The 26,554-nt window shown below is 61.6% G+C and carries 27 protein-coding genes; 11 read left to right on the forward strand and 16 right to left on the reverse strand.

What is annotated here, in order from left to right; genetic code table 11:
- Window positions 1-29 precede the first annotated feature (29 nt).
- A complete protein-coding gene (locus tag HX786_RS04765; RefSeq protein WP_087693074.1) occupies window positions 30-1,181 on the reverse strand; it encodes an MFS transporter in 1,152 nt (383 codons plus the stop codon).
- Between the two features lie 278 nt (window positions 1,182-1,459).
- Window positions 1,460-1,705 (reverse strand): hypothetical protein, encoded by a 246-nt coding sequence (locus HX786_RS04770; RefSeq protein ID WP_102369456.1) that lies wholly within the window; start codon window positions 1,703-1,705, stop codon window positions 1,460-1,462.
- A gap of 92 nt (window positions 1,706-1,797) precedes the next feature.
- On the opposite strand from HX786_RS04770, the gene HX786_RS04775 reads away from it, so the two are divergent.
- A complete protein-coding gene (locus tag HX786_RS04775; RefSeq protein ID WP_177048443.1) occupies window positions 1,798-2,619 on the forward strand; it encodes a helix-turn-helix domain-containing protein in 822 nt (273 codons plus the stop codon).
- On the opposite strand, the gene HX786_RS04780 is transcribed toward HX786_RS04775, so the two are convergent.
- From HX786_RS04780 to HX786_RS04810, 7 genes are read right to left on the reverse strand one after another with little or no spacing between them, the layout of a single operon-like run.
- A complete protein-coding gene (locus HX786_RS04780; protein ID WP_177067148.1) occupies window positions 2,561-3,781 on the reverse strand; it encodes a sugar MFS transporter in 1,221 nt (406 codons plus the stop codon). The genes HX786_RS04775 and HX786_RS04780 overlap by 59 nt on opposite strands.
- A gap of 51 nt (window positions 3,782-3,832) precedes the next feature.
- Window positions 3,833-4,180 (reverse strand): L-rhamnose mutarotase, encoded by a 348-nt coding sequence (locus HX786_RS04785; protein ID WP_003219515.1) that lies wholly within the window; start codon window positions 4,178-4,180, stop codon window positions 3,833-3,835.
- Window positions 4,177-4,950 carry an SDR family oxidoreductase gene (locus HX786_RS04790; RefSeq protein ID WP_003219518.1) on the reverse strand — a complete coding sequence of 258 codons (774 nt, stop codon included), beginning with the start codon at window positions 4,948-4,950 and terminating at the stop codon, window positions 4,177-4,179. Before HX786_RS04790 ends, HX786_RS04785 begins: the two co-directional genes overlap by 4 nt.
- Window positions 4,947-5,807 carry an amidohydrolase gene (locus tag HX786_RS04795; protein ID WP_023658957.1) on the reverse strand — a complete coding sequence of 287 codons (861 nt, stop codon included), beginning with the start codon at window positions 5,805-5,807 and terminating at the stop codon, window positions 4,947-4,949. The genes HX786_RS04790 and HX786_RS04795 overlap by 4 nt, the downstream gene beginning before the upstream one ends.
- Before the next feature lie 37 nt (window positions 5,808-5,844).
- Window positions 5,845-7,122 carry an L-fuconate dehydratase gene (locus tag HX786_RS04800; RefSeq protein ID WP_008432761.1) on the reverse strand — a complete coding sequence of 426 codons (1,278 nt, stop codon included), beginning with the start codon at window positions 7,120-7,122 and terminating at the stop codon, window positions 5,845-5,847.
- Window positions 7,123-7,142: 20 nt separating this feature from the next.
- Window positions 7,143-7,988, reverse strand: a complete 846-nt coding sequence (locus HX786_RS04805; RefSeq protein WP_178911779.1) for an ureidoglycolate lyase — start codon at window positions 7,986-7,988, stop codon at window positions 7,143-7,145.
- 28 nt (window positions 7,989-8,016) lie between these two features.
- A complete protein-coding gene (locus tag HX786_RS04810) occupies window positions 8,017-8,757 on the reverse strand; it encodes an SDR family oxidoreductase (RefSeq protein ID WP_177055349.1) in 741 nt (246 codons plus the stop codon).
- Window positions 8,758-8,991: 234 nt separating this feature from the next.
- On the opposite strand from HX786_RS04810, the gene HX786_RS04815 reads away from it, so the two are divergent.
- The 6 genes from HX786_RS04815 (at window position 8,992) to HX786_RS04840 (ending at window position 16,884) form a co-directional block, all read left to right on the forward strand.
- Window positions 8,992-9,753, forward strand: coding sequence for a FadR/GntR family transcriptional regulator (locus tag HX786_RS04815; protein ID WP_087693068.1), 762 nt, complete (start codon window positions 8,992-8,994; stop codon window positions 9,751-9,753).
- Entirely contained in the window at window positions 9,750-10,739 is a 990-nt protein-coding gene (locus tag HX786_RS04820) for a diaminopimelate epimerase (RefSeq protein WP_003219528.1), read from the forward strand. The genes HX786_RS04815 and HX786_RS04820 overlap by 4 nt, the downstream gene beginning before the upstream one ends.
- A gap of 311 nt (window positions 10,740-11,050) precedes the next feature.
- The gene (tssI, locus tag HX786_RS04825; RefSeq protein ID WP_178911780.1) at window positions 11,051-13,093 is read left to right on the forward strand and encodes a type VI secretion system tip protein TssI/VgrG; all 2,043 of its coding nucleotides are present in this window, start codon (window positions 11,051-11,053) and stop codon (window positions 13,091-13,093) included.
- Complete coding sequence (locus HX786_RS04830) at window positions 13,093-13,935, forward strand: DUF4123 domain-containing protein (RefSeq protein ID WP_178911781.1); 843 nt, start codon at window positions 13,093-13,095, stop codon at window positions 13,933-13,935. The genes tssI and HX786_RS04830 overlap by 1 nt, the downstream gene beginning before the upstream one ends.
- Window positions 13,928-14,722 (forward strand): hypothetical protein, encoded by a 795-nt coding sequence (locus tag HX786_RS04835; RefSeq protein WP_178911782.1) that lies wholly within the window; start codon window positions 13,928-13,930, stop codon window positions 14,720-14,722. Before HX786_RS04830 ends, HX786_RS04835 begins: the two co-directional genes overlap by 8 nt.
- 11 nt (window positions 14,723-14,733) lie before the next feature.
- Window positions 14,734-16,884, forward strand: coding sequence for a lipase family protein (locus HX786_RS04840; protein ID WP_178911783.1), 2,151 nt, complete (start codon window positions 14,734-14,736; stop codon window positions 16,882-16,884).
- Window positions 16,885-16,886: 2 nt separating this feature from the next.
- Here the strand turns inward: HX786_RS04840 and codA are convergent, their stop codons facing one another.
- The 7 genes from codA to HX786_RS04875 form a co-directional block, all read right to left on the reverse strand.
- The gene (gene codA / locus HX786_RS04845; RefSeq protein ID WP_177023241.1) at window positions 16,887-18,122 is read right to left on the reverse strand and encodes a cytosine deaminase; all 1,236 of its coding nucleotides are present in this window, start codon (window positions 18,120-18,122) and stop codon (window positions 16,887-16,889) included.
- A gap of 27 nt (window positions 18,123-18,149) precedes the next feature.
- Complete coding sequence (locus HX786_RS04850; protein ID WP_177067154.1) at window positions 18,150-19,367, reverse strand: PucR family transcriptional regulator; 1,218 nt, start codon at window positions 19,365-19,367, stop codon at window positions 18,150-18,152.
- A complete protein-coding gene (codB, locus tag HX786_RS04855; protein ID WP_177055333.1) occupies window positions 19,364-20,632 on the reverse strand; it encodes a cytosine permease in 1,269 nt (422 codons plus the stop codon). The genes HX786_RS04850 and codB overlap by 4 nt, the downstream gene beginning before the upstream one ends.
- 201 nt (window positions 20,633-20,833) lie before the next feature.
- Window positions 20,834-21,457, reverse strand: coding sequence for an NUDIX hydrolase (locus HX786_RS04860; RefSeq protein ID WP_178911784.1), 624 nt, complete (start codon window positions 21,455-21,457; stop codon window positions 20,834-20,836).
- A gap of 10 nt (window positions 21,458-21,467) precedes the next feature.
- Window positions 21,468-21,920: a GNAT family N-acetyltransferase gene (locus HX786_RS04865; protein WP_178911785.1), complete on the reverse strand. Its 453-nt coding sequence runs from the start codon at window positions 21,918-21,920 to the stop codon at window positions 21,468-21,470.
- An 89-nt stretch (window positions 21,921-22,009) separates the two neighbouring features.
- The gene (gene queD, locus HX786_RS04870) at window positions 22,010-22,366 is read right to left on the reverse strand and encodes a 6-carboxytetrahydropterin synthase QueD (protein ID WP_003190259.1); all 357 of its coding nucleotides are present in this window, start codon (window positions 22,364-22,366) and stop codon (window positions 22,010-22,012) included.
- 180 nt (window positions 22,367-22,546) lie between these two features.
- Entirely contained in the window at window positions 22,547-23,626 is a 1,080-nt protein-coding gene (locus HX786_RS04875) for a hypothetical protein (protein WP_003219547.1), read from the reverse strand.
- Between the two features lie 159 nt (window positions 23,627-23,785).
- On the opposite strand from HX786_RS04875, the gene HX786_RS04880 reads away from it, so the two are divergent.
- Genes HX786_RS04880 through HX786_RS04895 form a run of 4 tightly spaced genes read left to right on the forward strand, consistent with a single transcriptional unit; the run spans window position 23,786 to window position 26,398 of the window.
- On the forward strand, window positions 23,786-24,094 hold the full coding sequence (locus HX786_RS04880) for a PepSY domain-containing protein (protein WP_178911786.1): 309 nt from the start codon (window positions 23,786-23,788) through the stop codon (window positions 24,092-24,094).
- A complete protein-coding gene (locus tag HX786_RS04885; protein ID WP_102369441.1) occupies window positions 24,094-24,417 on the forward strand; it encodes a PepSY domain-containing protein in 324 nt (107 codons plus the stop codon). The genes HX786_RS04880 and HX786_RS04885 overlap by 1 nt, the downstream gene beginning before the upstream one ends.
- A complete protein-coding gene (locus tag HX786_RS04890; protein WP_003219550.1) occupies window positions 24,417-25,085 on the forward strand; it encodes a response regulator transcription factor in 669 nt (222 codons plus the stop codon). The genes HX786_RS04885 and HX786_RS04890 overlap by 1 nt, the downstream gene beginning before the upstream one ends.
- Window positions 25,082-26,398 carry a sensor histidine kinase gene (locus HX786_RS04895; protein WP_008432791.1) on the forward strand — a complete coding sequence of 439 codons (1,317 nt, stop codon included), beginning with the start codon at window positions 25,082-25,084 and terminating at the stop codon, window positions 26,396-26,398. The genes HX786_RS04890 and HX786_RS04895 overlap by 4 nt, the downstream gene beginning before the upstream one ends.
- Window positions 26,399-26,554 lie beyond the last annotated feature (156 nt).

Genomic DNA, 26,554 nt, shown 5'->3' on the forward strand with positions numbered 1-26,554 from the left:
AATGTACGAGGCGTGATGGGGCTGGGTGGTCAGACCCGCAGTATTTTCCCGCTGATCGCCACACCGATCAGCAGTACGGCAATCAGCACAAAGGCAGTGCTCAAGCTGCTGCCATGGGCGATGAAGCCGATCACCGCAGGGCCGGCGAGAATGCCGGTGTAGCCCAGGGTGGTGATGGCGGGCACGGCAATGTGTTCCGGCATGACGGTCTGCTTGCCGACGGCGGTGTACAGCACCGGTACGATGTTCGAACACCCGGCACCGACCAATGCATACCCCAGCAGGGCGGTTTCCCACGCAGGGAATAGCGTCGCCAACAGCATGCCGCCGGCGGCGAGCGCGCCGCCGAATACAATCACCCGGGTTGCGCCCAGACGGCGAACTATCCTGTCGCCGGTAAGGCGCCCGACGGTCATGGTCAAGGCAAAGGCTGCGTAGCCAAGGCCCGCATAGGCCTCGTCAAGGCCGCGCTCGGCGCTCAGGAACACCGCGCTCCAGTCCAGCACGGCGCCTTCGGCAAGAAACACGATGCAGCACAGGCAGCCGATAAACAGCACCACGCCGTGGGGCACGGCAAAGGCCGGCCCGGAGCTTTCACTGCCGTAAGGCAGCAGGTGTGGCCCGGCCTTGAGCAAGGCCACTACGATGACGACGATCACGGCGAGGGTGGCCTGCAACGGCGACCAGCCCAACCCCAGCAGCCCGCTGACACCTGCCGCTCCGACGATCCCGCCCAGGCTGAACAGCCCGTGGAAGCCCGACATCATGGTCTTGCCGCTGGCTCGTTCGACCATCACCGCTTGCAGGTTGACCGTGGAGTCCACCGTGCCCAGGCCGGCACCAAACACAAACAGTGCGGCCATCAGCAAGGGAATCGAGGTGACGGTGGCCAGCATCGGCAGGCCCAGGCAGATCAGGAGGGTGCCGCCGGTGGCCACTCGCCGGATACCGTAGCGCGACGCCAGGGCCCCGGCGACCGGCATTGCGATCATCGAGCCCACCCCCAGGCACAACAGCAAAAGGCCGAGGGTGCCCTCATTGAGTTGGGCGCGGGCCTTGGCATAAGGCACCAGTGGTGCCCAGGCGGCGATGCCGAAGCCGGCGATGAAAAACGCGATGCGGGTCGACATTTGTTCCAGCCGCCCGGGTACCACGGGCGCTGGGGTGCTGATGGCGGTCATGAAAAATCCTTGGTTTTGCGTTCAACGAACGATGTGCAGCGCAACATCCTTGCACATCAGGCCGTATCGAGCGAGCCGGGTTCCCTTGGCATGCCTGAACACAGGGCCAAACATTTTTTCCAGGATCATGGAACGCGACGGGCCTTTCCAACCACTATCAGTTCGTAGGACAAGTAACCACTTGAGGTGCGAGGTGGCCTGGAAGGTGCGTAATCCCCGCGAGAACTGGTGAACCCCGGGCTTCCAGCGACGGATTACCACCTTCCAGGCCGATCCTCTCACTTCAGCAGCCGCGCCAGTTTCGCATCCCGCACCTGCAACACTTCAAACAAGCCCAGGGCCTGCAGGGCGGGGAGGGCTTGCAGGATGTCCTGTTCGGCCAGCAAGCGCTGCTCGTCCGGGGTGGCCGGATCGCACCAGGTTCTGGCGTTGGCGAGGAATGCGCCCACCGTGCCTTTGCGCACGGTCACGCCATTGAATTGGCCTTGGTCGAGATGGTCGGGAAGCACGTCTTCTGCACGCATGGCGGAGCCCTCAATGAATGAATCCGCAGTCTGGGCGTGCGCAAATGGCTACACTGCCTTATCCAGGTCATTCAATACGGTAAAGCTGCCATATGCCGTCAACACTCGTTTCAGCCCAGCTCGCCAATGCGACCGGCGGTCCGTTGCTGGTGGCGACGTTGCGCAGCAGTCCGGTAGCACGCACCACGGCCCTTCATCAGCATGCCCGCGGGCAATTGCTCGGAGCCCAGCGCGGGTTGTTGTCGGTGCAGGCGGCGCACCAGCATTGGGTAGTACCGGCCACCCACGCGGTGTGGATTGCCCCCGATTGTTCCCACGCCTTGCGTTCCCACGGGCCGTTTGATGGCTGGAGTGTGTATGTCGAACCCCAGGCGTGTGCAGGGCTGCCCCGACAGACGTGCGTTATCGCCACGTCGGCCTTGTTGCTGGAAGCCGTCAGGCGCGCGGCAACCTGGAGCCAGGCGCTGCTTGAGCCGCCTCAGTCACGGATCGCCCAGGTGATTCTTGATGAAATCGCCGGGTTGCCCCAGGAGCCATTCGGCTTGCCGCTGCCCCGGGACCCGCGCCTGTTGCGCATCGCCCAGGCGCTGGCCGACAGTCCCGACGACAACCGCCTGCTGGAACACTGGGCGCAGTGGGCCGGTGTCTCGCCGCGTACCCTGGCCCGGCGGTTTGTTGCCGAGACCGGGTTCACCTTCAGCCAGTGGCGCCAGCGCGCACGGTTGTTGCGCGCCCTGGAGTTGCTGGCGGCGCATGCACCCGTGACCCGGGTTGCGCTGGACCTGGGTTATGAAAACGTCAGTGCCTTTATTGCGATGTTCCGGCGTACGTTCGGGACGACGCCGGGGCGGTACTTCACGGATGGCGCAAGCGACTACGGGCATACACCGCCACAATCACGAAACACCCCATAGGCAACAGGTAAGCCAGCGCCACCGTGCTGTTGTCCGCCACCTTGCCCATCAAGTAGGGCATCAGGGCGCCGCCGACGATCGCCATGATCATGAACGAACTGCCGCGCTTGGTGTGCGGCCCGAGGTTCTTCACGCCCATGGCGAACAGCGTCGGGAACATGATCGACATGAAGAAGAACACCGCGATCAGCGCGATCACCGAGATACCTTCCAGGCCGATCACCACCAGGCCGCACAACGCGATATTGATCAGCGCATAAATCAGCAGCAGCTTCCGCGCGCTGACCCGGCCCATCAGCCAGGTACTGAAAAAGCGCCCGAACATGAAGGCCAGCATTGCGATCGACAGCAGGTAGGCGGCTTGCTGATTGCCCATCTGTGCCCAATGCTCGGTGACGTAGTTGATGAAAAATGCGCCGACTCCGACCTGGGCCGCCACATAGAAAAACTGCGTGATCACCCCACCGACAAACTCCCGGTGCTGCCACAGACCTTTGCCGGCCGTCGGTTGCAGTGCCTGTTCCTGGGCGCGCAAATCCGGCAGCGGCGTGCGGGCGATCAGCAGCGCCACCAGCAGTACCAGAACCGCGATCACCACGTAGGTGGTCTGCAACGAACTCATGTCCGAGGCCGGTGTGCTGCCGGCGCTGAAGAACATCGCGCCGCCAATCAGCGGGCCGAAGAACTGGCCAAGGCCATTGAATGATTGCGCCAGGTTCAACCGCCGCTCGGCGCCCTGGGGTTCGCCCAGCACGGTGGCATAGGGGTTGGCAGCGGTCTCCAGGCAGCCCAGGCCGCAGGCGATGACAAACAGCGCGAACAGGAAAAACGGAAAGCTCGCCGCCGCAGCCGCCGGCATGAACAGCAGCGCGCCCGTCGCATACAGGCACAGGCCCAGCAGGATCCCGGCCTTGTAGCCGTGGCGGTCCATCAACAACCCGGCCGGCAGGGCAATCAGGAAGTACGCGCCGAAATAGGCGCTTTGCAACAGCCCGGACTGGGCCTTGCTGACGTGCAGGACTTCCTGGAAGTGCTTGTTCAGTACGTCGAGCAAACCGTAGGACAAGCCCCAGAGGAAAAACAGACTGGTCACCAGCATCAGCGCCCAGCGATAGGTCGGCACGGCACGGGTGCCTGGCAGGTGTGTATCTTTGCTTAACATGACGCTTCTCCTGTTGTTTTTATGGGATCAAGGCGTGCGATGCAGCGGGTATCAGGGTTGGTCGGTAAGGCAGAAAATCTGCTCCAGGGGCTGCCATTTGCCGCCGGGGTCAGTCCACGGCGTGGGGGCCTGGAAGCGCCACATCAGGGTTTCCCAGGCTTGCACGTCGGGGTTGGCGCGTGCAGCGTGGTCCAGCCCTTCGAAGCTGAACCCGGCCGCGGTGTCCATGACCATGAACAGCCGCGTGCCCAGGCGCCAGATCTGCATTTCCAGGATTTGCTGGCTGCGCAGATGCTCTGCCACGGCAGGCCAGATGCGTCGATGCAGCTGCTGGTACTCGGCGATCAATGCCGCATCGTCGATCAGGTCCAGCGCCAGGCAGTAACGTTGGCCGCTCATGTCAGCGCCCGGTCGAGGTGGGTGTAGCCTCCATCCACCACCAGCCACTGTCCGGTGGTGTGGGAGGCGCGGGGTGAGAGCAGGAACAGCACGCTGTCGGCAATTTCCTCGGGAGTGGTCATCCGTTTGCCCAAGGGGATTTTTTCGACGATGGCGGCGAGCTTGGCCTCGGGGTTGTCGAAGCCGTCGATCCAGCGTTGATACAGCGGCGTCAGCACCTCGGCGGGCACCACGGCATTGACCCGGATGCCGAACTCCAGCAAGGAGGCGGCCCATTCCCGGGTCAGTGACAGCTGCGCACCTTTTGCGGCGGTATAACCGCTGGTACCGCCCTGGCCGGTGAGGGCCGTCTTGGAGCTGATATTCACGATTGCCCCGCGGCTGGCCTTGAGGGCATCGAGGCACAAGTGGGTCATCAAGTAGTAATGAATCAGGTTCTTTTCCAGGGATTCGACGAACGCTGCACGGCCCGCATCCAGGCCCACGCCGTCGTTGACCCCGGCGTTGTTCACCAGGCCGTCGATGCGTCCGAAACGTCGCAACACTTCGTTGACGGCTGCGCGGCAGGCGTCCTCATCGCGCAACTCGACACGGATGAAGTGGCTTTGACCGTGCTGCTCAAGCTCGGCCGCGAAGGCCGGCGACAACGGTTGATGGCCGAAAATTACCGGGATTGCGCCTTCGGCAATCAATCCCAGGGAAATGGCGGCGCCAATCCCCGAGCCGCCGCCGGTGACGATGATCACGCGGTCCTGCAAATGCAGATTCATGGGCAGTTTCCTTCAAGGTGATAGACCCGCTGGGCCGTGCCGCCCCAGATGGCTTGCTGTTCATCGGGCGACAGTGGGCCGAGGGTCTGTTGCAGCAATTGGCAGGTGCCCTGGTATTCCCCGGCCAGCAGGCACACCGGCCAGTCCGAACCGAACATCAGGCGCTCGGCGCCGAACAATTCCAGCGCCAGTTCGATGTAGGGGCGCAGGGCTCGGGCGTTGCGTTGCTCGGGCCCGGCTTCGGTGAGCAGGCCCGACAGCTTGCAACTGACGTGGGGCAGGGCGGCCAGTGGCGCCAGGTGTTCGGCCCAACCGACGGGGCCGTTGGCGATGTCCGGCTTGCCCAGGTGGTCCAGCACCAGATGATGCCGGTCGTGGCGCTGGCACAGGGCTGTCGCGGCGTCGAGGTCGGCGCAGCGGATCAGCACCTCGTAGACGTAGCCTTGTTGCTGCAGGTGCTGCAGGCCACGGGAGAACCTGGCGTCGGCCATAAAGCTGGCAGGCGTAGGCTCATCCTGAATCTGATGCCGAAAGCCCTTGAGTCCCGGTGCGTCGCGCCACTGTTCCAGGTGCTGTTCCAGGCGTGGGTCGCACAGGTCGACCCAGCCGACGACGCCGAGTATCCATGGGTGCTGCCGCGCCATTTCCAGCAGCGCGTCGGTTTCCTGCTCACCGGCGCGGGCTTGCACGGCAATGCAGCCATCCAGGTCGGCAGCGTCGAGCAACGGCCGCAAGTCCTGTGGGAGAAAGTCCCGCCGCAGGTCAGCCTCAGCCGTACCGATCCACGGATAATCAGCGGCCCGGTAGCGCCAGAAATGCTGGTGCGCATCGAGCCTCAAAGGTGATGGGGACGACATTGTTATTGTGCTCCGTCCATTCAAATTGCGGTTCAGCTCACGGCCGGTGGCGGTATTGCTCCCGGGACGCGGCTTTCATCTGGATCGAAAAGCCCGGCGCCTTCGGCGGCAGATAGGCCGCACCGCGCACCACGCAAGGTTCCTCGAAATGCTCGTGCAAGTGGTCGACATACTCGATCACCCGGCCTTCGTGGGTGCCGGCAATACACAGGTAGTCGATCATCGACAGGTGCTGCACGTACTCGCAAAGCCCGACACCGCCGGCATGCGGGCACACGGGCAGGCCATATTTGGCCGCCATCAGCATCACTGCCAGCACCTCGTTGACCCCACCCAGGCGGCAGGCGTCAATCTGCACCACGTCGATGGCTTCGCGCATGATCAATTGCTTGAAGATGATCCGGTTCTGGCACATTTCGCCGGTGGCGACCTTGACCGGCGCCACGCCCAGGCGAATCTTGCGATGGCCCTCGATATCGTCGGGGCTGGTGGGTTCCTCGATGAACCACGGCTTGGCAAACGCCAATTCGCGCACCCAATCGATGGCGGTGTCGACTTCCCACACCTGGTTGGCGTCAATCATCAATTGGCGGTCCGGGCCCAATACCTCGCGGGCGATGCGTACGCGCCGCAGGTCATCCTGCAAGTCGTGGCCGACCTTGAGCTTGACGTGGTTGAAGCCGGCATCCACCGCTTCCTGGCACAGCCTGCGCAGCTTTTCGTCGCCGTAACCGAGCCAGCCGGCGGAGGTGGTGTAGCAGGGGTAGCCATTGGCTTGCAGGTCGGCCAGGCGTTCAGCCTTGCCTTCGGCGCGTTGGCGCAGCAAGGCCAGGGCTTCGCTGGAGGTGATGCAGTCGGTGATGTAGCGGAAATCGATGCAGCGCACCAGCTGTTCCGGGCTCATGTCGGCGACCAGGCGCCACAGGGGTTTGCCTTCGGCCTTGGCCCACAAGTCCCACGCGGCATTGACGATCGCGCCGGTGGCCAGGTGGATTGCGCCCTTGTCCGGGCCGATCCAGCGCAACTGGCTGTCACTGGTGACATGCCGCCAGAAGCGGCCCATGTCTTCGGCGATCCATTCCAGGGTCAAGCCCACCAGCAGCGGCTGCATGGCCTGGATCGCCGCGCAGCAAATCTCGTTGCCACGGCCGATGGTGAAGGTCAGGCCATGGCCCTCAAGGGCCGGGTTGTCGGTCTGCAAAATCACATAGGCGGCCGAGTAGTCCGGGTCCGGGTTCATGGCGTCGGAACCGTCCAGGGACTGGGACGTAGGAAAGCGGATATCTTCGACGCGAATCGCGGTAATGGTAGTCATGAACGGCTCCTTGGTTCTTGTCAGGCGTCGACCGTGGTCTGGTTCTGTTCGCCGAGGCCTTCGATACCCAGGCGGATTTTTTGCCCGGGCTTGAGGTAGACCGGCGTGGGCTTGATCCCCAGGCCGACACCGGGCGGGGTGCCGGTGGAAATCACATCCCCCGGTTGCAGGCTCATGAACTGGCTGAGGTAGCTGATCAGTTTGGGGATCTGGAAAATCATCGTGCGGGTGTTGCCGTTCTGGTAGCGGTGGCCGTCGACTTCCAGCCAGATCGACAGTTGGTGCGGGTCGGCGATCTCATCGCGGCTGACCAGCCAGGGGCCGAGCGGGCCGAAGGTGTCGCAGCCCTTGCCCTTGTCCCAGGTGCCGCCGCGTTCCAGCTGGAACTCGCGCTCGGAGACATCGTTGATCACGCAGTAGCCGGCCACGTGCTGCATGGCCTGGCTTTCCTCGATGTAGCGGCCACCCTGGCCGATCACCACGCCCAACTCCACTTCCCAGTCGGTCTTGGTGGAGTGGCGGGGGATTTCGATGTTGTCGTTGGGGCCGACGATGGCGCTGGTCCACTTGTTGAAGATGATCGGTTCGTCAGGGATGGGGGCGCCGGTTTCGGCAGCGTGATCGGCGTAGTTCAGGCCGATGCAGATGAATTTTCCTACCTGGCCGACACAGGCGCCCAAACGCGGATTGCCCGGTACCAGGGGCAGGCTCGCGGGGTCGAGTTCTTGCAGGCGAGCGAGGTTGTGCGGGAGCAGGGCATCACCGGCGATATCACTGATGTGAGCGGACAAGTCACGCAGACGTCCATCAGCGTCCAGCAGGGCCGGGCGTTCCTGACCTTTTTCACCATAGCGCAGCAATTTCATGAGCAATCCTCTTATTGGAAGTGGGCGGTCAGTTGCTCCAGCCGCCGTCAATGATCTGGGTGGTGCCGGTGGTAAACGCGCTGGCATCGGAGCCAAGGTACAGCGCCAGCTGGGCAATTTCCTGGGGCGTGCCCAGGCGTCCCATCGGCTGGCGGGCGGTGAATGCGGCGTATACCTCATCCTGCTGGCGGCCTTCACGACTGGCTTGTTCGACGATGCGTTGCTGCAGCGAAGGCGACTCCACGGTGCCCGGGCAGATAGCGTTGCAGCGGATGCGCTGGGTGACAAAGTCGGCCGCGACGGATTTGGTCAGGCCGATGACGGCCGCCTTGCTGGCGCAATAGGCAAAGCGGTTGGGCACGCCCTTGAGGCTGGAGGCCACCGACGACATGTTGATGATCGAGCCGCCGCCCGCCGCCAGCATCCCCGGCAGAAACGCGCGGATCATGCGGTACATGGCGGTGACGTTCAGGTCCAGGGCAAACGTCCAGTCGCTTTCCGGGCATTCGAGGATATTGCCGGCATGCACCACGCCTGCGCAGTTGAACAGCACGTCCAGAGGGCCGATCTCGGCGGCAAGGCGTTGGATGGCGCTGGCGTCGGTGACATCCAGCACCACCGTTTGCGCACCCGGCAAGCCGGCGAGCGCCTGTTGATTGATGTCGGCTGCAATCACTTCGGCCCCTGCCGCCAGATAGGCTTCGACGCTGGCGCGGCCAATGCCCTGGGCGGCGGCGGTGATCAGCACGCGTTTACCGGTGAGGTCCATGACAGACTCCCTTGATTATTGTTATTGGCTCAATGGTCAGGCCATTGAGGGCGTGAAACACCTGCATCTGCGGCATAGCGAACCCTGGTGGGTTTGCTATGATCAGCACACTGGAAACGATCCAATGGTCAGGCCATTGATCCAATTTTTAGCATGGGTCATCCCGGTCAACAAGCGGCTTTTTTGCGGGTTGATCGCTTTGACCGTGCTGTGCATGAATCGAGCTGAGCCTAGATGCCATTTCAAGTAATTGATAACCAACGTCTTTATCGACAGATTGCCGACCAGTTGCGAGCGTTGATCGACAGCGGAGAATTTCCGCCGGGCAGTCGACTTCCCGCTGAGCGTGAACTCGCCAAACTGCTGGGCGTGAGTCGCGCTTCCGTGCGTGAGGCGATGATTGCCCTGGAGGTGATCGGCCTGGTAGACGTGCGGGTGGGCAACGGCGTGCTGGTATGTGAACCCGTGCAACCGACAGTCAGCCAGGAACCGGTGATGGCCCAGGCCACCCGGGATCAATGGAAAGAGTTCGATCCGGAACTCAACCTGCACGTCGACTTCAATGCCGAGATTCCACCGTTTTCCCTGCTCCAGGCCCGTCGCCTGATTGAGCCGGAAGCCGCCGCCCTGGCCGCCAAACATGCTACCGACGAAGAGCTGGCGGGGATCCGCGAGGCCTTCGAGCGTAATGTGCAGGACAACCGCGACGGCTCCCATACCCATCCGGGCGATCGCCTGTTTCACATTCGCATCGCCCAGGCCTCGGGCAATCCGGCGTATGCGTTGATGATTGCGCATTTGCTGGGGCATCGTTACGGCAGCATGTTCCAGCGGTTGCAGGCGCATTACACCTCGGACGACATGCCCCATCGCTCGGAAGACGAGCACCGCAAGATCCTCGATGCACTGGAACAGCGAGACGTGGAGGGTGCGCGACAGGCGATGCGCAAGCACCTGGAAGAGGTGGTACGAATCTTTATGCGGACTGCGCAATGACCCTGTTCTACGACGCCCGCGGGAATATCTACGGGGTGGTAAGCCCGGCGCAGTTACGCAGCAAGGGTATCGACGTGCCGGACCGTGCCGACTTGGCCGCTGGCACCCGAGGTGTTTGGGCATTGGCGGCGATTGCCGCCGAGTGCGGTTGGGATGAGTTGCCGCGCCCGGCCGAGGCCAAGGCGCATCGTTGTGACGGTTTGTTGGTGGGGCCGTTCCAGGCCGCGCCGCCTTTTGACCTGTTGATCGTCAACACCGACGGTTCCCTGGCCGAACGCAGTGGCAATGGCCTGACGATCTTTGCCCAGTCGTTGACCGACCAGGGATTGATGGCGCAAGGCTGTGAGTTGCGGGTGCATCACGACAAGACAGACGCACTGTCGCCGGTGGTTACGCGGGTTGAGCCGGCGGAGTACGAACAGGTCCAGGGGTTTTGGCTGGCGCTCGGGCGTCCCGAGTTCGGGCCTTTGGCGGTAGGGGCTGTTGGTGTGGGCGCGGTCTCGCTTGAGGGAACTGAGGTGAGCCATGTTTCGCCACTGGCTGCGCTCAACCCCGAGTGGAATCACAGCCAGTTTGTGCGTGTGGGCAACCCGCATTGTGTGACGCTGGTACAGGACGCGTCAGCGTTGCCGGACAACGCCCAGCTGCATCGATCAGCCTGGTTCGATCCGCTGAGGGCGATTGCTTTCGCACCACCTGCCGGGGCCGGCCAACCTTGTATTTCCGGGGTCAACCTGCAATGGGTCGCCCGGGATTCAGGCAATCGCGTGATCGCGCGGGTGTTTGAGCGTGGTGAGGGGCCCACGGCGTCCTCCGGGACCAGCGCCAGTGCGGTGGCATGCGCCGCCTGGTCTGTAGGATGGGTGACGGCGGGTCAGGTGGCGGTGGTGATGCCGGGCGGTACCGCACCCGTACGGTTGCAAGCAGAGCCGGGTGAGTTGCTGAGCGTTAGCCTGTTCGGGACTGCGCGGCTGCAGGAAGTTTGAAAAAGGCAGTGGCAGGCTTAATCATCTTTGTCAGCTGTTTCTCTATAAACAAGCAGCTCTGGTGAATGGTGGTGTAAGAGTATTCCCGTTAGTCAGTACTGGCTGTTTAACTGCATTTCTGTATTTATAAAAGACCCTTCCAATATCGGTGTGCGAATCTTCTTTTTTATTTTGAAGCGGCCGAATTTCGCCTGAAATCGCTAGTATTCCTGGGGTTCAGGCACTTTTTATCGGCTTCGAATTGAGTGGCTTTATCTGCGTTTTACGGGAGAAGTTATTTCAGCTCGACAATGAATGGCGGGTAACAACGGATGTTCAATACGCTTGTTTCGTCACGTTTCAAACTGGTCGTTGCAGGAATGAACCAGGCATTTCAGGTGCTGGCTTTTAACGGCAGCGAAACGATTGACCAGCCTTTTTTCATTGAAGTGCAGTGGGTCAGTGAAAACCCCAGCCTGGATCTGGAGAAGTTACTTCACCAACCGGCCTATCTGGATTTTGGCGAGCCCGGTGAAGGCCTGCACGGGCAAATCTACAGCATTGGCCGGGAAGGCCCGGGGCAGCGGCTGACCCGCTACCACCTCACCCTTGCGCCGCGCGTGGCGTACCTGGCCCATCGTTGCGACCAGCGGATTTTCCAGCAGCGCAGCGTACCGCAAATTATCGCGGCAGTGCTTGAGCAGCACGGCATCCTTGCTGATGCCTATACCTTCGAACTGGGGCCGGTGGTTTACCCACCGCGTACGTTCTGTGTGCAATACGCGGAAACCGACCTGCACTTTATCCAGCGGCTGTGCGAGGAAGAGGGCATTCACTACCACTTTCGCCACAGTGCAGACGCCCATGTACTGGTGTTGGGTGATGACCAGACGGTGTTTCATCGTTTGCCGGCGCAACGCTACTGCCCGGCCGGAGGCCCGGCTGCCGAAACGCTGGTGATCCAGCGTTTCGATGTGCGCCTGGCCACGCGCAGTGCTCAGGTTGTTCGGCGTGACTACGACTTCGAACATCCGTCGCTGCGCTTGCAGGAGCAGGCCGGATCTTTCCCGGCACTTGAAGACTATCAATACCCTGCGGGATTCACGGGGCATCTGCGAGGTTCGCAGTTGGCCCGGCGTGGCCTGGAACGTCATCAACGCGACCGTCATCGGGCCCTGGGCCGCAGTGACCAGCCGGCTTTGCGCAGCGGGCATTTCCTGGAACTGCGCGGCCATCCGGACCGCACCTGTAATGACTTGTGGCTGATCACCGGCGTACGTCACGAAGGCTATCAACCGCAGGTGCTGGAGGAGGCGGTGGTGGATGTCGAGGCATTCCACGGCTACCGCAATCGATTTACCGCAACGCCCTGGCGCGCCGCTTACCGCCCGCCGCTCAAGCACGTCAAACCGCGTATCAGCGGCAGCCAGACCGCAACCGTCACCGGGCCCGAGGGTGAAGACGTGCATTGCGACGCTCACGGCCGGGTGAAAATTCGCTCTCATTGGGACCGCCTGGACCAGCACGACGACAAGAGCAGCTGCTGGGTGCGTGTGGCGTCCGGATGGGCGGGTGACAGCTATGGCGCGGTGATGATCCCGCGTGTGGGCATGGAGGTACTGGTGACGTTCCTGGAAGGTGATCCAGACCGGCCAGTGATCAATGGTTGCCTGCCCAATACCTTGCAGCCTGTTGCCTATCCGTTGCCCCAACACAAGACCCGCAGTGTGCTACGCAGCCGCAGTTCGCCGGGCGGGGCGGGGGCCAACGAGCTGCACCTTGAGGACCGCAGCGGCCAGGAACTCATCTACCTGCGCGCCCAACGCGATCTGGAGCAGCAGGTCGGCCACGACAGTCGGCTGGAGGTGGTGGGCGAACGTCGGGAAACCATCCACGGCTTGAGTGCCACCACCCTGGGAGGCGAGGAACACCGCAGCATCGCCGGCGACCGCAAGGTTCGGCTTGGGGCTGATGATCACTTGCACGTGCAGGGCAACAGCCAGACCCTTGTCGGCCAGACCCTGGTGATCGAAGCGGGGCAACAGGTCCATCTGAAGGCGGGGGCCAATCTGGTTATCGATGCCGGTGCGCAGTTGAGCTTCAAGGCCGGTGGTGAGCATTTGCTGATTCAGGCCGGCGGGATTTTCAGCAGTCGGCCGATCACGTTGGGCGGTGCGCCTGCCGTGATTCGCACAGCCAACCCAGTTGGACCGGGTGACGTGGCTGCTTCGTCCGCATTTGCAGCGGATGGGCCGAAGGTTTCGGTTATCCAAGGCGCAGTCATGGAGCTGGCCAGAAGACTGGATGCAGACTTCTGTCCAGTGTGCGAGCGCTGCCGTGAAGGCCTGTGCGAATCCACGGGGAGGGCGGCTTGATGGAGATCGCGCCTGGCCAGTGGATGGCTGAACAGCAGCAGGCAGGGCGCCGGCTGTGCCTGGTTCTACAGGGTGAAAGCGATGCGCGTGGGGTACTGCTGGCGACACGCACGGTCGCTGAGTATCGCTGCCTCTTTGGTGAAACCGTCGCATCGGAAATGGCAGCGGATGGGCCGATGCTCCTGTTGCTCGACCATGTCAGCGAGCCCGCATTGGTGGGTTTGCTGCAAAACCCCCAGCGTAATTGGGGCTGGTTGGGCAGCCTGCCTGGTGATGATTTGTCGGGTGTTACCCGGCACTGGCGCGACAGGTTAGTGGTGGGAACGGCGGGCAGTCAGGCGCTGTACCGCTTCCACGATAACCGCACCTTGGCGCGGGCCTTGGTTCACCTGCCTGCTCGGGACTGGCCTGTTTTTCTCGGGCCGCTGATCGGCGTGTGTTACTGGCAGGGTGAGCGTTGGAGTTGTGTCGATAACCCGGCTCCGGGGGCGTATCCGGTACCCGATCCTGCGCCGTGGCTGGAGGTGCCCAATCCCCAGGCGGGAGTGATTCTGCAAGCCAATATCCTGCGTTACCTGCTGGCCGAGTACAGCGAGGCGTTGAGCGCACTGGTTGAGTTTCAAGACCCGAGAGTCTGGTTGGCGCAGGTGCTGGAGCAAGCGCGGGCCTGGCAATGGGACAGGCCGGAACAGCTGGAGTTTTTGGTCGTGCGGCGGCTGTTGGAAGCCACTGGGGACGTGCTTGTTCGATGGCAACCGATGCAGGGAGAAGTGGCGGAGGATCATTTTCAGCGGGTGGTTGGGGAGTGGCGTCGGGTGGAGCGGGAGCAGCAGGATGCGTAGGGGAATTATGTCGGGCGTGTGGCGAGGGCTGCTCGTTTGTGGCGGGCTGGGTGTTTCTGGCTGTGCGATGAAGCCGGCGGACAGTTTCATCCTGGAAGTCGATTTGCCGGCGAATTTTCGCTTCAAGAGTGATGCGGCTTACCGGCCCGCAACGGGTGAGACCTGCACCCTGCCCAAACGACGGGGCAAGCGGCCGGAGGACAAGGTTTTTGAAACCTTCGGCAAGCCGGTGGCTCATCGGGTGAGCTTTGAAGTACCACTGACGGAAGTGGTGGATGGGTGCCCGTTGGTGTTACGCAGTATTACGTTTGATATGTACGCGAAGTGGGGGGAGCGGTCGGCGGATGTCGGGGGGGATTTCGCAATTATTAATGTGCGGGATCGGTTGGAAGAGGGTATGGCCGGAATGCCTGAGCCGGGTGTTCAGGAGTTATCGGGGCGGTGTCAGTGGTTTTTCAGGACGATCGGACCGCTGCATGCGATCAGGAAAATCCTTATGTGTAATTCGTTGGACGCCATTGGACAGCCGAGTAAGTCACGAGCAGGAGGCTTTGTACAACGGGATCAGTTAGAGGGGAAAACACTGAGGATGGTGCTGGCAGTAGCAAGCGAGGAGCTACCCGCTGTAGACGACAACTGGGTTGCCGTTCCGGGAGGCTGGAGACGCTGTATGGGGGAAAGCTTGGACGATGTGTTTGCGTATTGCCGTGGGAATACTACTGATTTCAAAGCTATCAAAATGCCGGATGGACGCGTATGCGACGTCTATCCAACGTGTACAGAATAGGAAGCTTATTCATGAAACAGGATGCATGGAAGCAACCGTTTTTTTGCGACAAGGCACCTGCTTGTTCGTTAAAAGGACATTGGGCAAGTTTCTGCCTAGTAGATGAGTTTGGGGACGGAAAGGCCTACGGCGGTCTGCCTTACACATTTTATGACAGTGCGGGGTGTGAGTACTTCGGTCGTTTGGATGGTGAGGGCTTTGCCAGGCGAGATGATTTTTACTGTGGTCCGCTCGTCATTAAGTTGGATGAACACTACTCCGGTTCAGAAAAGCCTTATACCGATTTGATGACGCGTCTGGCTTACAAGCTACCCATCACCGAGCTCCAGGTTCGTGCGGAACAAACCCGCTTTCTCCGGGCCGATGGCCAGCGTGTCGAACGAAGCCTTTCGAAGAATCAGACGGACCTGTTCTATCAGGTCGAAGTACGTGATCTGGTCCGATACGCCGCTCACTTGCCACGCATCGTATCCCGTACTCATCGGCCCCCGCGACATGCACTAAAAATGATGGCCGACCTTGGATTCGGGCCACCCCAGCCGAAGTTGGTTGGTGTCGTTTTATTTCCCAACCGGCACACAGTACTTGAGGTTCGCCCATTGCGAGCACTGCGCCCTATGCTGTCCATCGAGGATCAATTCTGTGCCTTGAACCTCTATCAGTTGGCGCTTATGTCCACGTTGAGCTATTGCGATTTTGGACAGGAGCCCCCAGCAAAACCCATAGACCAAGTCAGCTTTCAACGGGACCCTAGCGTCGGTCATTTCTTTGCCGACAGACTATCGGGCTATCAGGAACCCTGGAAGGTCGATGCTAAGCAAGTACAACACTTTTATCCGTTATTGGAAGAGGTACCGTATTCCCTGCGTTTCGAAATTTTGCCCTTCGATCCTGAGTTGTATCAGCAAAATCGCTCCGAGTTGGGTGAAGAGCAGGAACATCCAGCACGTCTGCACTTTTTCGACGACGAAAAGGATGGCACTGATACTCAGGCATTTATCAGTCATCACGATGAAGTGATTATTATTGCCGTAAGGGGCACGGCCAGCGGAGTCGACATACTGAGGGATGTAAATGCCCATCAAGTGAATTTCATTGATGGTGTCGGCAAGGCTCATGAAGGCTTTTACCAGGCTTATCAAGCCATGCATGATTTTGTACGGCGCTACCTTGACCAATTTTATACAGGGCAGCGCATCGTGATTTGCGGGCACAGCCTCGGCGGTGCGATTGCCTTGTTACTGGCTGAGGGATTACGTCGAACCGAAGATACCCACTACAACATCCTCCTATACACCTACGGAGCCCCCCGAGCTGCCGACTCCGAATTCACCGACGGTGCCTCCGCTCTGGTGCACCACCGCATCGTCAATCACAGTGACCCTGTCCCGAGTGTGCCTGCGCCCTGGATGAACACCACCGCCAAAATCTGGATTCCTGGCGCCGTGGTGCTATTCAGTAACCCAGCGCCCGGGGGCCTGCTGTTTGCCTTGGGCCTGGTACGGCTGACCGGCAACCCTTACCAGCATCACGGCGCGCAGCAGCACTTCATGCCGATACTCCTACCGGACGGTACACGGTCCTCCGTTTTGTGGACCCCTGGCTGTGAATCCATTGAGGACGCAGCCTGCAAACGCGCATTGAGGCTCAATGGCGATATGCCGGATCGCGCCAACCTCATCAAACAGCTTGTTCAGAGTGCCCATCACTCCATGGTCGGCAGCTACATCCCCGCCGCCTGGGCCACGTTGCGCCGCTGGCAACAAACACTCGACACCCATGGCACCCTCGTAACTGCCCGTGAGTTTGAACTGATCGACGAAGCCCTGTTCACCATGCAGCACCAGCTACGGGAGCAACGAAAGAAACTGGATCTGCATCGCCCTGCCAACCAGCGTGGCTACGAACACCACGACCCCTTGAGCCAGGAAGTCGACCGGCTGAAAGACAGTCGCGACCGCCTGACAACCCTCCGCTGGCGCCGCCTCCAGGCCCGCGACGTCTACGGCAGCCACGCTTCATCCCCAACCCTGCAATCCAGCCTGAAACGCTGGTTCGCTCACCCGCAAAATCGCGTACTCACCCAAGTGGCGAGCATCCCGCCACAATCGGATGATGGCTGGGGAAAGCCACAAACCCTCGATATAGATTCAATCGTATGAGCCTACAAAAACTCCACCTGCGCCGGCCGGCGTTTCATCAACACTTTGCCCGCTCGAATCGAATACAACGGCAAGCCCTGGCTGCGAATCACTTCATAGTCGCTGTCTGCAGACAGGATCAACAGGTTCGCCGGGCGTCCCGGTTCCAGGCCATAACGATCCCCCAGGGCCATCGCCCGGGCGCTGTTGTCGGTGACCAGGTCGAGGGCACTTTGCAGGTTGCGGTAGCCAAGCATGTGGCAGATATGCAACCCGGCTTCCAGCACCCGCAAAATGTTGCCGTTACCCAAGGGGTACCAAGGGTCGACGATGGAGTCCTGGCCGAAGCAGACGTTCATGCCAGCCTCCAGCAGTTCGTTGACCCGGGTCACGCCGCGGCGTTTGGGGAAGGTGTCGAAGCGGCCCTGCAAGTGGATGCTTTCGGTAGGGCAGGAGACAAAGCTGATGCCCGAATGTCCCAGCAGGCGGAAGAGTTTGGCGCAGTAAGCATTGTCGTAGGAGCCCATGGCCGTGGTGTGGCTGGCGGTCACGCGGGCGCCCATGTCACGGCTGCGGGCTTCTTCGGCCAGCACTTCAAGAAAGCGCGAGTGTGGGTCGTCGGTTTCGTCGCAGTGCACATCGACCAGGCAACCGGTGCGTTCGGCCAGGTCCATCAGGAACTTCACCGAACTCACCCCTTGGTCACGGGTGTATTCAAAGTGCGGGATGCCGCCGATCACGTCGGCGCCCAGGCGAATGGCCTCTTCCATCAGCTCGCGGCCATTGCGGTAGGACTCGATGCCTTCCTGGGGGAACGCGACGATTTGCAGGTCGATCAGGTGGCCGCTTTCCTCGCGTACTTCAAGCATGGCCTTGAGCGCGGTGAGGTCCGGGTCCGTGACGTCGACATGGGTGCGCACATGCTGGATACCATGGGCGGCCAGGGTCTGGATGGTTTTTTTGGAGCGGGTCTTGGTGTCTTCCAGGGTGATGGTGGCCTTGCGCTCGCCCCAGCACTCGATGCCTTCAAACAGGGTGCCGCTCATGTTCCAGCGCGGCTCGCCGGCGGTCAGGGTGGCATCGAGGTGAATGTGCGGCTCGACGAAAGGCGGGACCACCAGGTTGCCGGCGGCGTCCAGGTCGTCGGGGCCTACCAAAGGGGCAGCGCCTTGTTGGGTGATGCTGGCGATCCGGCCGTGTTCCAGGTGCAGATCATGCAGGCCTTCACGGTTGCGCAGGCGGGCGTTGATGATGTGCATGGGCAAGTTCCTCTTGGCAAAAAACAGTCAGGCAGACAGCCGCCAGATCATCAGCGCGATGCCGATGTCCAGGCGGTCATAAGCATTGTCCAGCGTCAGCCCGCACAGGGCTTCGATACGCTGGACGCGGTGCGTCAGGGTGTTGCGGTGAACCGCCAGCCGTTGGGCTGCGGCCACAAGGTTACCATTCTCGTGGAACCAGGCCTCCAGGGTCGGCATCAGGCTTGGGCCATGGTGCAGGTCGTGGCGCAGCAGCGGCCCCAGGCGTTCGTTGAGGAACTGATCGAGCAGGGCGCGATCACGTACGCCACTGAGCAGCTTGAGCACGCCCAACTCATCGTAGACACACAGCCCGGCGCGTTCACTGAACCGTCGCGCAGCGGCCAATGCCTGGCGCGCCTCATCCAGGGCCTGGGCCAGGCGCGCGGGTGGGTGCGGGGCAGCACTCAGGCCGATAAACAGTTTCAACGGTGCCAGGCGCAGATTCAGTGCCTTCAACCAACCCGCCAACAACTGACGGTTGGCCAATGCCGCACCCGCGTCTATCGCAGGCAGCAGCAACGTCCATTGTCCGGCACGCCCCAGCACGGGCGGGCGCGACGGATGCTGCGCAGAAAACTGGCGCAGACGGCGGGTAATCGCATCGTGTTGTCGGGCAAGCTGCGCCTCGACCACTGGCGCCTCACCTTGGGCAAACAGCGCGTCGCTGCCGTCCAGTTGCAACTGGACGAGTTGCCAATGGCCGGCCAGCGGCATGTCCAACTGCGCAGCGCGGTGCAGCAGCAAATCCAGGGATTGATAATCACCGGCCAGCAGGCGCTCCAGCACATCGTGTCGCGAGCGCCCCAACTGCTGCGACTGGATCAACGCCGAACCGATGGCCTGGGTCACCAGTACCATCTTCAACGAGTAAGGCTGTTCGATCAGCGGCATGCCCGCCGCTTGCGCCGCTTCCAGCAAACGCTGGGGAATCGCCTGGATATAGTCCGGCCCCGTGAGGATCACCAGGCCGGCGACCTGGCGCTGACAGGCTTCGTCCAGCAGCACCAACAGATTGGCCTCGTCCCGTGGGTGATTGATACCGGTGACGAACACCAGTTCGCCCCCCAGCACCCATTCGGCAATGCCGCTGTTTTCTGCGACATAGGGCCAGCGCACCGTGTTCTCCAGGCCGGCTTCCCCGGCCCGCAGGCACATCGATTCAAGGCCGGGCAAGGCCAGCACATCGGCGACTGTCAGGCTCATGCCTGGACGTCAGCCAAAGGTGCCCGCACCCGCAATACGCTGGTCAGCACGATGTAGGTCAGGGACGCCGCCACGATCCCCACCAATGGCGCCACCCAGGGTGAATGAAAGGCCAGCACCGTACCCACGGCATAGGCGATCAGCCCTGGCCAGTTGAAGGCCGGCAGGCGTGTATCGGCCAGGCGCGGATAGTGGCCGCGGTAGCGATAGAAGAAATCCGCCATGATCACCCCGCCAATCGGTGGGATCACCGTGCCCAGCAGGATCAGGTAGGGCACCAGCATGTCGTACATGCCCAGCAACGCCAGCAGGGTGCCGATTACCGCACCGGCCAGGGTCACCGTTTTGCGGCGCTTGGTGCGCAGCAGGTTGCAGCCGGCGACGGCGAAGTTGTAGATGGTGTTGTCCTGGGTGCTCCAGATATTCAGCAACAGCATCGCCATGGCCGCCATGGCGAAGCCTTGCAGCAGCAACACTTCGACCACGTCGGGCTGCTGGTAGACGATGGCGCCATAGGCACCGATCAACACCATCAAGCCGTTGCCGATAAAGAAGCCGATCAGGCTGGCCAGCACCGCGACCCTGGCCGAGCGTGAGAACCGCGTCCAGTTGGTAGCCTGGGTCGCGCCGCTGACAAAGGTGCCGAACACCAGCGTGATAGCCGTGGACATGTCCAGCTCACCGGTCGGCACCACCGCCAGCAGTCCATCGAGCCCGCCGACCTTGACGGTGGCGACCCACATCGACAGAAACAACAAAATACCCATGGCCGGCACGGCGATGTAGGACAGAATCTCCAACCCGCGATAGCCCACGTAGGCCGTCGCGCAGAACACCATGCCAAACAGCACCATCAGCCCGAGTACGCTGCCCTGGCTCAACTCGAAATACTTGCCCAGTACTACGGCTGCGGTGGCGGTGCCCCAGGCGTACCAGCCGATCTGGGTAAAACCGAGAATCAAGTCGCTGAGTTTGCTGCCCACTTCACCGAAGCAGAAGCGCCCCATCAGCACCGAGTTCAAACCGCTCTTGAACGCGATGTAACCCAGGCCTGCGGCGTAGATACCCAACAGCAGGTTACCCAGGGCCACGATGCCGAGCATCTGGGTAAAGCTGAAGGCCACCCCCAGCTTGCCGCCGGCGAACATGGTCGCAGTAAAAAAGGTAAAGCCCAGCAGCACCATGGCGGTGGAGGCCAGGCCTTTGCGGGCATGCATGGGCACCTCGCTGAGAGGGTAGTCATTGCCCGGTTCGTTCTGCGTCATGTGCCGTTCTCCCTGAATGAGTGACGCAGGCCTATTGCACCCGTCGTGCCAAGTGCGAGGCAGTGATGGGCGCACGGTCAGGACTGTGCAGGTTGCACAGTATTTATAGCCAAACAGGAGAAACACGCAGGCGGGATTGGTCTTTCTGCCCACTCAGGCGCGAAAGCGGTGCAGGGTGATACAAATTGGATCACCCGTGATTCAATCGAACAGGGTGTGAGTGGTCTGCCCGCGATGAAAGGCAAAAGCGGCCTCAAGGTCGCTTTCAATGGTGCGGCCACGGGACAGCGGCGGCAGATTGTCCAGGCTGAAGAAGCCAACTTCGGTGGTTTCGAAACCGGCCGCCGGCGCCAGTTGATCAACCCGTTCGCACAGAAAGTAGAGTTTGTAGAAGTCCCGGATATCCGGCCGGTACAAGCCTTTAGCCTTGTGGGTGACGCTGTACAGCGCCTTGGCCGTGACCGTCAGCCCGGCCTCTTCGCGAATTTCCTTGACGATGTTTTCAGCCGCCGACAAACCAATATCCGCGTAACCGCCGGGCAATGCCCAGCAGCCATCCGTGAGTTCGCGGACCAACAGGATCCGGTCACCGTCAATCACTGCGCCCCGCACATCAATCATGGGCGTCGAATAACGTTTGGCGAAATCCGGCACCAGCCCAGTGATGCGCTCCAGCGGTACTTCGCCCAATTGCGCCAGCATGCTGTGGGCAATCTGGGCGATTTCCTCGAGGCGCTCGCGCTCGAAGTCATCGGTGCAGAAGTGCAGCCCCGTGGAGGCCAATGCTTGCAGGCGCTTGGCCTGGGCCAGCCAGGTGTTTTCCATGGGAGCTCCTTCAGTGCGAGGCGGCGAGGTCTTTTTGCATGTAGACCCGACGCAGGCCGTTTTCCTCGGCCCGGTGGGTTTCCACATAGCCTTTGCGGGTGTACAGGGCGATGTTTTCGGTCATCGCTTCATTGGTGTAGAGACGGATGGAGCCATGCCTGGCCTGGCCTTCCGCGAAGCCCAGCAACAGGCGCCCGTAACCCAAGCCCTGGGCACCGGGGTCGACGGCCAGGTTATCCAGCAGCAGGTACTCATCGTGATGAATCAGTACGACAAAGCCGCGGACCTGGCCCGCACTCTCCAGCACATGCACCCGTTCGGCAGCGACCTGCTGGCGATAGTCATCCAGCATCGGCCCTGGCTTGCGCCCGATTCGCTGGATGTAAGGGGAGTAGGCGGCGTGGACGATCGCTTCAATTGCGGCGATATCGTCGCCGGTAGCGGGGCGGATATGGGTTGGCATCGCAGCGCTTCCTGTAGAAGAGGCCACGACTGTAAGGGAGTCTCCGGCATAAAAAAACCACCGCAAGGGTGGTTTTTTACATCGCCGGCTTATTCGCCGCGATAGATGCAGCCGCTGGTGCAGGTCTCATGGATGCGAATCGCGCTGAGTTCCGGCAACAGCGGTTTCAGTTCATTCCAGATCCACTTGGCCAGCACTTCGCTGGTGGGGTTTTCGAGGCCCGGGATGTCGTTGAGGTAGTTGTGGTCGAGGCGTTCGTAGAGCGGCTTGAAAATCGCCTTGATCTCCGAGAAGTCACGGATCCAGCCGGTGTGCGGGTCGAGGTCGCCGCTGAGGTGGATCGCCACCTTGAACGAATGGCCATGCAGGCGCCCGCATTTGTGGCCTTCCGGAACGTGGGGCAGGCGGTGGGCGGACTCGAAGGTAAACTCTTTGAAGATTTCCACAGGGTTTTTCAGCTCGGTGAGGTGTCTGGCAGGCGGCGAGTTTAACAGTTTGTCGCGGCCGCGCGCATACCGCGTAGCAGCTGTCGAGCCATGGCGAGGCTGCGTTTGCGATTTGTCTGACAAACCGAGGTGCTGCCGACGCAGCCTCGCTTGGGCTCGACAGCTGCTACGGAGAGGGCGCTAGAGAGCCAGCAGGCGTTCGCCCAATTGGCCATTGTCGGCCAGTTGCAGAAACTCATCCCCCAGCCGCTGGCTTTCGCTCATTGCGGTTTGCCAGTACTTGTTGCGGCCCGGGTCATCCCCCATGAAGCGCTTGAAGTCACTGCGGTCCGGCAGTTTGCCGTGGGGCAGTCGCGCCAGGTATTCCTTCGACGGCGCCAGCAGCAGGACATCCTGCAAACCCTGTTGATTGGCGCGGCGCCACGGCAAGCCCTTGTCGAACCAGCCGGGAATGACCCGGTCGGTGAAGTGCGGGTACAGCACGATGTCATCGCCGTGGTAGGGCAGGTCGAGGTGATAGTCCAGCAGGCCGCCATCGCGGTAAGTGCCTTGGCCCGCACCCGGCAGGTCGCGTACGCCTTGCATCACCATGGGGATCGAGCCCGACGCCAGCAAGGCCTGGCGCAGGTTGCCCAGTTCCAGATCAAGGAAGCGCGACGGGAAATCCTTGAGCGCATGCAGCGGTGGCGCCTGGCGTGGGTCGTGGACGATCAGCCGTTCGAAGTGCCGGGACAACCGCGCGCGGCCCCTCAGGTTGTCGGCGATCACCGAGGACAACCCCAAACCAAGCCGACCGCGATGATCGTCGGCGAGCAGGCCATGGCTTTTGACCACCATGATGTTCAGCCGGTAGTGCGGGTTGTCGAGCACGCGGGCATCGCGGCCGGCCAGCAAGTCATCGAGCATGCGCACGCAGCTCTGGCTGACTTCGGCCATGGTCACGCCTTTGGCAAAGCTTTGTGCGTTGTACAGCCGGCCCAGGTCGAGCAGGCCTTGCACCGGGTCGGGCAGGCACGCACTGGCAAACCGCCAGGAGCCTATCGAGGCGCCGATCAGCGCACGCTCGCGGGGCGCCCGGGGCAGCCAGTCACCAAACAGCGCCAGGTCCAGACCCTGGATGCCCAGCGCCTTGGGCCCGCCGGCAGCGCCGGGAAGGATGCCGACGTCCGCAGGCGCAAGCCCCTGCTCACGAATGCGTGCAAAAGCGCGTTTACCGGCCTTGAGGGTCAAGGCGGGGAACTTCATATGGATAGCAGTCATACCGGTCTCATTTACCGCGAGCAGGGCAGTATAGAAAATCTTGCCCGGTTGCAGGCAAAGGTCTCGCAGAGAATTGCCATGGTGGCAATTCAGTTTCAGTTAAGTTGGATCCAGTACCGTGAGCCCCGTAGGCAAAATATCCCGAAACGGAGACTCACCATGAAAACCCTCACAGCCTTGATCGCCAGCAGTATCATCGCCCTCACCGCAGGCGTCGCCCAGGCTCGCGACCTGAGGCCGGACGAAGCACTGAAGTTGCGCGACGCTGGTACCATTGTGTCTTTCGAGAAGCTCAACGCCACGGCGTTGGCCAAACATCCCGGCGCCACCGTGCATGAAACCGAGCTTGAAGAGGAATACGGCAAGTACCTTTATCAGGTTGAACTGCGCGACGCCCAGGGCGTCGAGTGGGACCTGGAATTGGACGCCGTCACCGGCGCCGTCCTCAAGGATCATCAGGATACGTAATGAAGGTAAATCTACGCACCAGCGTTCAAGTGGCGCTGGTGCTCCTGGCATTTTGCTCAGGCCTGGCCGCTCGGGACCTGGGCCAGGATGAAGCGCTGCGCCTGCGCCAGAAGGGCGTGATCGCGCCGCTTGAGCATCTGCTGGGCCCGGCTTTCGAGCGCTACCCGGGCGCCAAGCTGCTGGACGCCGAGCTTGAAGAGCACAAGGATCGCCCTGTGCGCTATATCTATGAAATCGAACTATTGACGGTGGAAGGCGTGGTGCGCGAGATCGAACTCGATGCCAACACCGGTCAACTGCTCAAAGACAAGGAAGACGACTGATGCGCCTGCTGCTGGTGGAAGACCACGTACCCCTGGCCGATGAGTTGATGGCCGGGCTCAATCGCCAGGGCTATGCCGTCGACTGGCTGGCGGACGGGCGCGATGCGGTGTACCAGGGGCGCAGCGAACCCTACGACTTGATCATCCTTGACCTCGGCCTGCCGGGTTTGCCCGGGCTTGAGGTGTTGACGCAATGGCGTGCCGCCGGCCTGGCCACGCCGGTGCTGATCCTCACTGCCCGCGACTCCTGGGCCGAGCGCATCGAAGGGCTCAAGGCCGGGGCCGACGACTACCTCAGCAAACCGTTCCATCCCGAAGAGCTGCACCTGCGTATCCAGGCCTTGCTGCGTCGTTCCCATGGCCACGCCAATCAGCCCACCTTGCAGGCTGCCGGCTTGCACCTGGATGAGGGTCGCCAGTGTGTGATGCGTGATGGCGAGGAGATCCAGCTGACCGCGGCCGAGTTTCGGCTGCTGCGTTACTTCATGCTGCACCCCGAGCAAATCCTTTCAAAAAGTCACCTGGCCGAACATTTGTACGATGGCGAGACCGAGCGTGACTCAAATGTGTTGGAGGTCCACGTCAACCACCTGCGCCGCAAATTGGGCCGCAGCGTGATCGAGACCCGGCGCGGCCAGGGTTACCGGTTTGGTGCCAGCCCGGCATGAAGTCGATCCAGCGGCGCCTGAGCCTGGGGCTGATCAGTGTGATGGTGATCGTCGGCCTGGTGCTGGCGCAGACCAGCCTGTGGCTGTTCGAAATGGGCCTGCAACGTTACCTGGAGTCCGGCTTGCGCAACGACAGCGAGAACCTGCTGGTGGCGCTGGTGCGCGGGCCGGCGGGTGTGCAACTGGATGAGCAGCGGTTGTCTCCTGCGTACCAGCGTCCGTTTTCCGGGCACTATTTCCGTATCGATTTTGCCGATACCCATTGGCGTTCCCGCTCGCTGTGGGACCAGGAACTGCCGCAGTTGCCCCACGCCGGGCTGAAGGGCAACCTGCAGTTGGGGCCGGAAGGCCAGCAGTTGCTGGTACTGCGTTCGGACTACAAACGGTTTGGCCAGTCGATTTCCATCAGCGTGGCCCAAGACTACACACCCGTCAGAGAAAGCTTTCGGCTGATGCGCCAGATCGGCCTGGTGCTGGGGCTGGCGGCGCTGTTGCTGATCCTGATTCTGCAACGGGTCACCGTGCGCCGCGCCTTGCGCCCGCTGGAGACCGCGCGCAACCAGATCGCCCAACTGCAGCAGGGCCAGCGCTCGCAACTGGACACCCAGGTGCCGGTGGAGCTGGAGCCGCTGGTGGCGCAGATCAACCATCTGCTGGCCCACACCGAAGACAGCCTCAAGCGCTCGCGCAATGCCCTGGGCAATCTCGGCCATGCCTTGAAAACCCCGTTGGCGGTGTTGCTGAGCGTGGCATCCAGCGAACAGCTCAAGGACCATCCGCAACTGAGCAAGCTGCTGCGGGAACAGTTGGAGCAGGTGCAGCAACGGCTTAATCGTGAACTCAATCGTGCCCGCCTGGCCGGAGAGACACTGCCGGGTGCCTTGTTCGATTGCGACGGCGAATTACCGGGGTTGCTCGCGACCCTGAACATGATCCACGGCGAACACCTGGATTTGAGTTACCGCGTGCCGCCCGGTTTGCAATTGCCGTGGGACCGCGAAGACCTGCTGGAACTGTTGGGCAACCTGCTGGACAACGCGTGCAAATGGGCGGATGCGGAGATTGTGTTGAGCATCGGCGAAACCCCAGAAGGCTTTCGGTTGGCTGTCGAAGATGACGGGCCGGGGATTCCCGAGAGCCAGCGTGATCAGGTGTTCAGCCGAGGCACGCGGTTGGATGAGCAGACTGACGGGCATGGTCTGGGGCTGGGGATCGTGCGGGATATTGTCGAGGTGTGGGGCGGGGTGCTTCTGTTGCAGGAGAGCGAGCTGGGCGGGTTAAAGGTCATCATCGACCTGCCACGCCGCCATTGAAAACAAACCGTAGCAGCTGTCGAGCCTCGCCAAGGCTCGACAGCTGCTACGGGATACTCGGGCTGATTGCCGGAGTATCCCGCAACTCATCAAACCCTGAACTGATCCATCAGGCCCTGCTGCTGATTCGCCAGGCTGTTCAACGCCTGGCTGACC

It is taken from the genome of Pseudomonas sp. 21615526 (assembly GCF_013386245.1).
Taxonomy (GTDB): domain Bacteria; phylum Pseudomonadota; class Gammaproteobacteria; order Pseudomonadales; family Pseudomonadaceae; genus Aquipseudomonas.

What these genes read in the sequence shown, in the direction of transcription:
- HX786_RS04765 (WP_087693074.1), bottom strand. Translation starts at nt 1,181, where the DNA reads ATGACCGCCATCAGCACCCCAGCGCCCGTGGTACCCGGGCGGCTGGAA.
- HX786_RS04770 (WP_102369456.1), bottom strand. Translation starts at nt 1,705, where the DNA reads ATGCGTGCAGAAGACGTGCTTCCCGACCATCTCGACCAAGGCCAATTC.
- HX786_RS04775 (WP_177048443.1), top strand. Translation starts at nt 1,798, where the DNA reads ATGCCGTCAACACTCGTTTCAGCCCAGCTCGCCAATGCGACCGGCGGT.
- HX786_RS04780 (WP_177067148.1), bottom strand. Translation starts at nt 3,781, where the DNA reads ATGTTAAGCAAAGATACACACCTGCCAGGCACCCGTGCCGTGCCGACC.
- HX786_RS04785 (WP_003219515.1), bottom strand. Translation starts at nt 4,180, where the DNA reads ATGAGCGGCCAACGTTACTGCCTGGCGCTGGACCTGATCGACGATGCG.
- HX786_RS04790 (WP_003219518.1), bottom strand. Translation starts at nt 4,950, where the DNA reads ATGAATCTGCATTTGCAGGACCGCGTGATCATCGTCACCGGCGGCGGC.
- HX786_RS04795 (WP_023658957.1), bottom strand. Translation starts at nt 5,807, where the DNA reads ATGTCGTCCCCATCACCTTTGAGGCTCGATGCGCACCAGCATTTCTGG.
- HX786_RS04800 (WP_008432761.1), bottom strand. Translation starts at nt 7,122, where the DNA reads ATGACTACCATTACCGCGATTCGCGTCGAAGATATCCGCTTTCCTACG.
- HX786_RS04805 (WP_178911779.1), bottom strand. Translation starts at nt 7,988, where the DNA reads ATGAAATTGCTGCGCTATGGTGAAAAAGGTCAGGAACGCCCGGCCCTG.
- HX786_RS04810 (WP_177055349.1), bottom strand. Translation starts at nt 8,757, where the DNA reads ATGGACCTCACCGGTAAACGCGTGCTGATCACCGCCGCCGCCCAGGGC.
- HX786_RS04815 (WP_087693068.1), top strand. Translation starts at nt 8,992, where the DNA reads ATGCCATTTCAAGTAATTGATAACCAACGTCTTTATCGACAGATTGCC.
- HX786_RS04820 (WP_003219528.1), top strand. Translation starts at nt 9,750, where the DNA reads ATGACCCTGTTCTACGACGCCCGCGGGAATATCTACGGGGTGGTAAGC.
- tssI (WP_178911780.1), top strand. Translation starts at nt 11,051, where the DNA reads ATGTTCAATACGCTTGTTTCGTCACGTTTCAAACTGGTCGTTGCAGGA.
- HX786_RS04830 (WP_178911781.1), top strand. Translation starts at nt 13,093, where the DNA reads ATGGAGATCGCGCCTGGCCAGTGGATGGCTGAACAGCAGCAGGCAGGG.
- HX786_RS04835 (WP_178911782.1), top strand. Translation starts at nt 13,928, where the DNA reads ATGCGTAGGGGAATTATGTCGGGCGTGTGGCGAGGGCTGCTCGTTTGT.
- HX786_RS04840 (WP_178911783.1), top strand. Translation starts at nt 14,734, where the DNA reads ATGAAACAGGATGCATGGAAGCAACCGTTTTTTTGCGACAAGGCACCT.
- codA (WP_177023241.1), bottom strand. Translation starts at nt 18,122, where the DNA reads ATGCACATCATCAACGCCCGCCTGCGCAACCGTGAAGGCCTGCATGAT.
- HX786_RS04850 (WP_177067154.1), bottom strand. Translation starts at nt 19,367, where the DNA reads ATGAGCCTGACAGTCGCCGATGTGCTGGCCTTGCCCGGCCTTGAATCG.
- codB (WP_177055333.1), bottom strand. Translation starts at nt 20,632, where the DNA reads ATGACGCAGAACGAACCGGGCAATGACTACCCTCTCAGCGAGGTGCCC.
- HX786_RS04860 (WP_178911784.1), bottom strand. Translation starts at nt 21,457, where the DNA reads ATGGAAAACACCTGGCTGGCCCAGGCCAAGCGCCTGCAAGCATTGGCC.
- HX786_RS04865 (WP_178911785.1), bottom strand. Translation starts at nt 21,920, where the DNA reads ATGCCAACCCATATCCGCCCCGCTACCGGCGACGATATCGCCGCAATT.
- HX786_RS04875 (WP_003219547.1), bottom strand. Translation starts at nt 23,626, where the DNA reads ATGACTGCTATCCATATGAAGTTCCCCGCCTTGACCCTCAAGGCCGGT.
- HX786_RS04880 (WP_178911786.1), top strand. Translation starts at nt 23,786, where the DNA reads ATGAAAACCCTCACAGCCTTGATCGCCAGCAGTATCATCGCCCTCACC.
- HX786_RS04885 (WP_102369441.1), top strand. Translation starts at nt 24,094, where the DNA reads ATGAAGGTAAATCTACGCACCAGCGTTCAAGTGGCGCTGGTGCTCCTG.
- HX786_RS04890 (WP_003219550.1), top strand. Translation starts at nt 24,417, where the DNA reads ATGCGCCTGCTGCTGGTGGAAGACCACGTACCCCTGGCCGATGAGTTG.
- HX786_RS04895 (WP_008432791.1), top strand. Translation starts at nt 25,082, where the DNA reads ATGAAGTCGATCCAGCGGCGCCTGAGCCTGGGGCTGATCAGTGTGATG.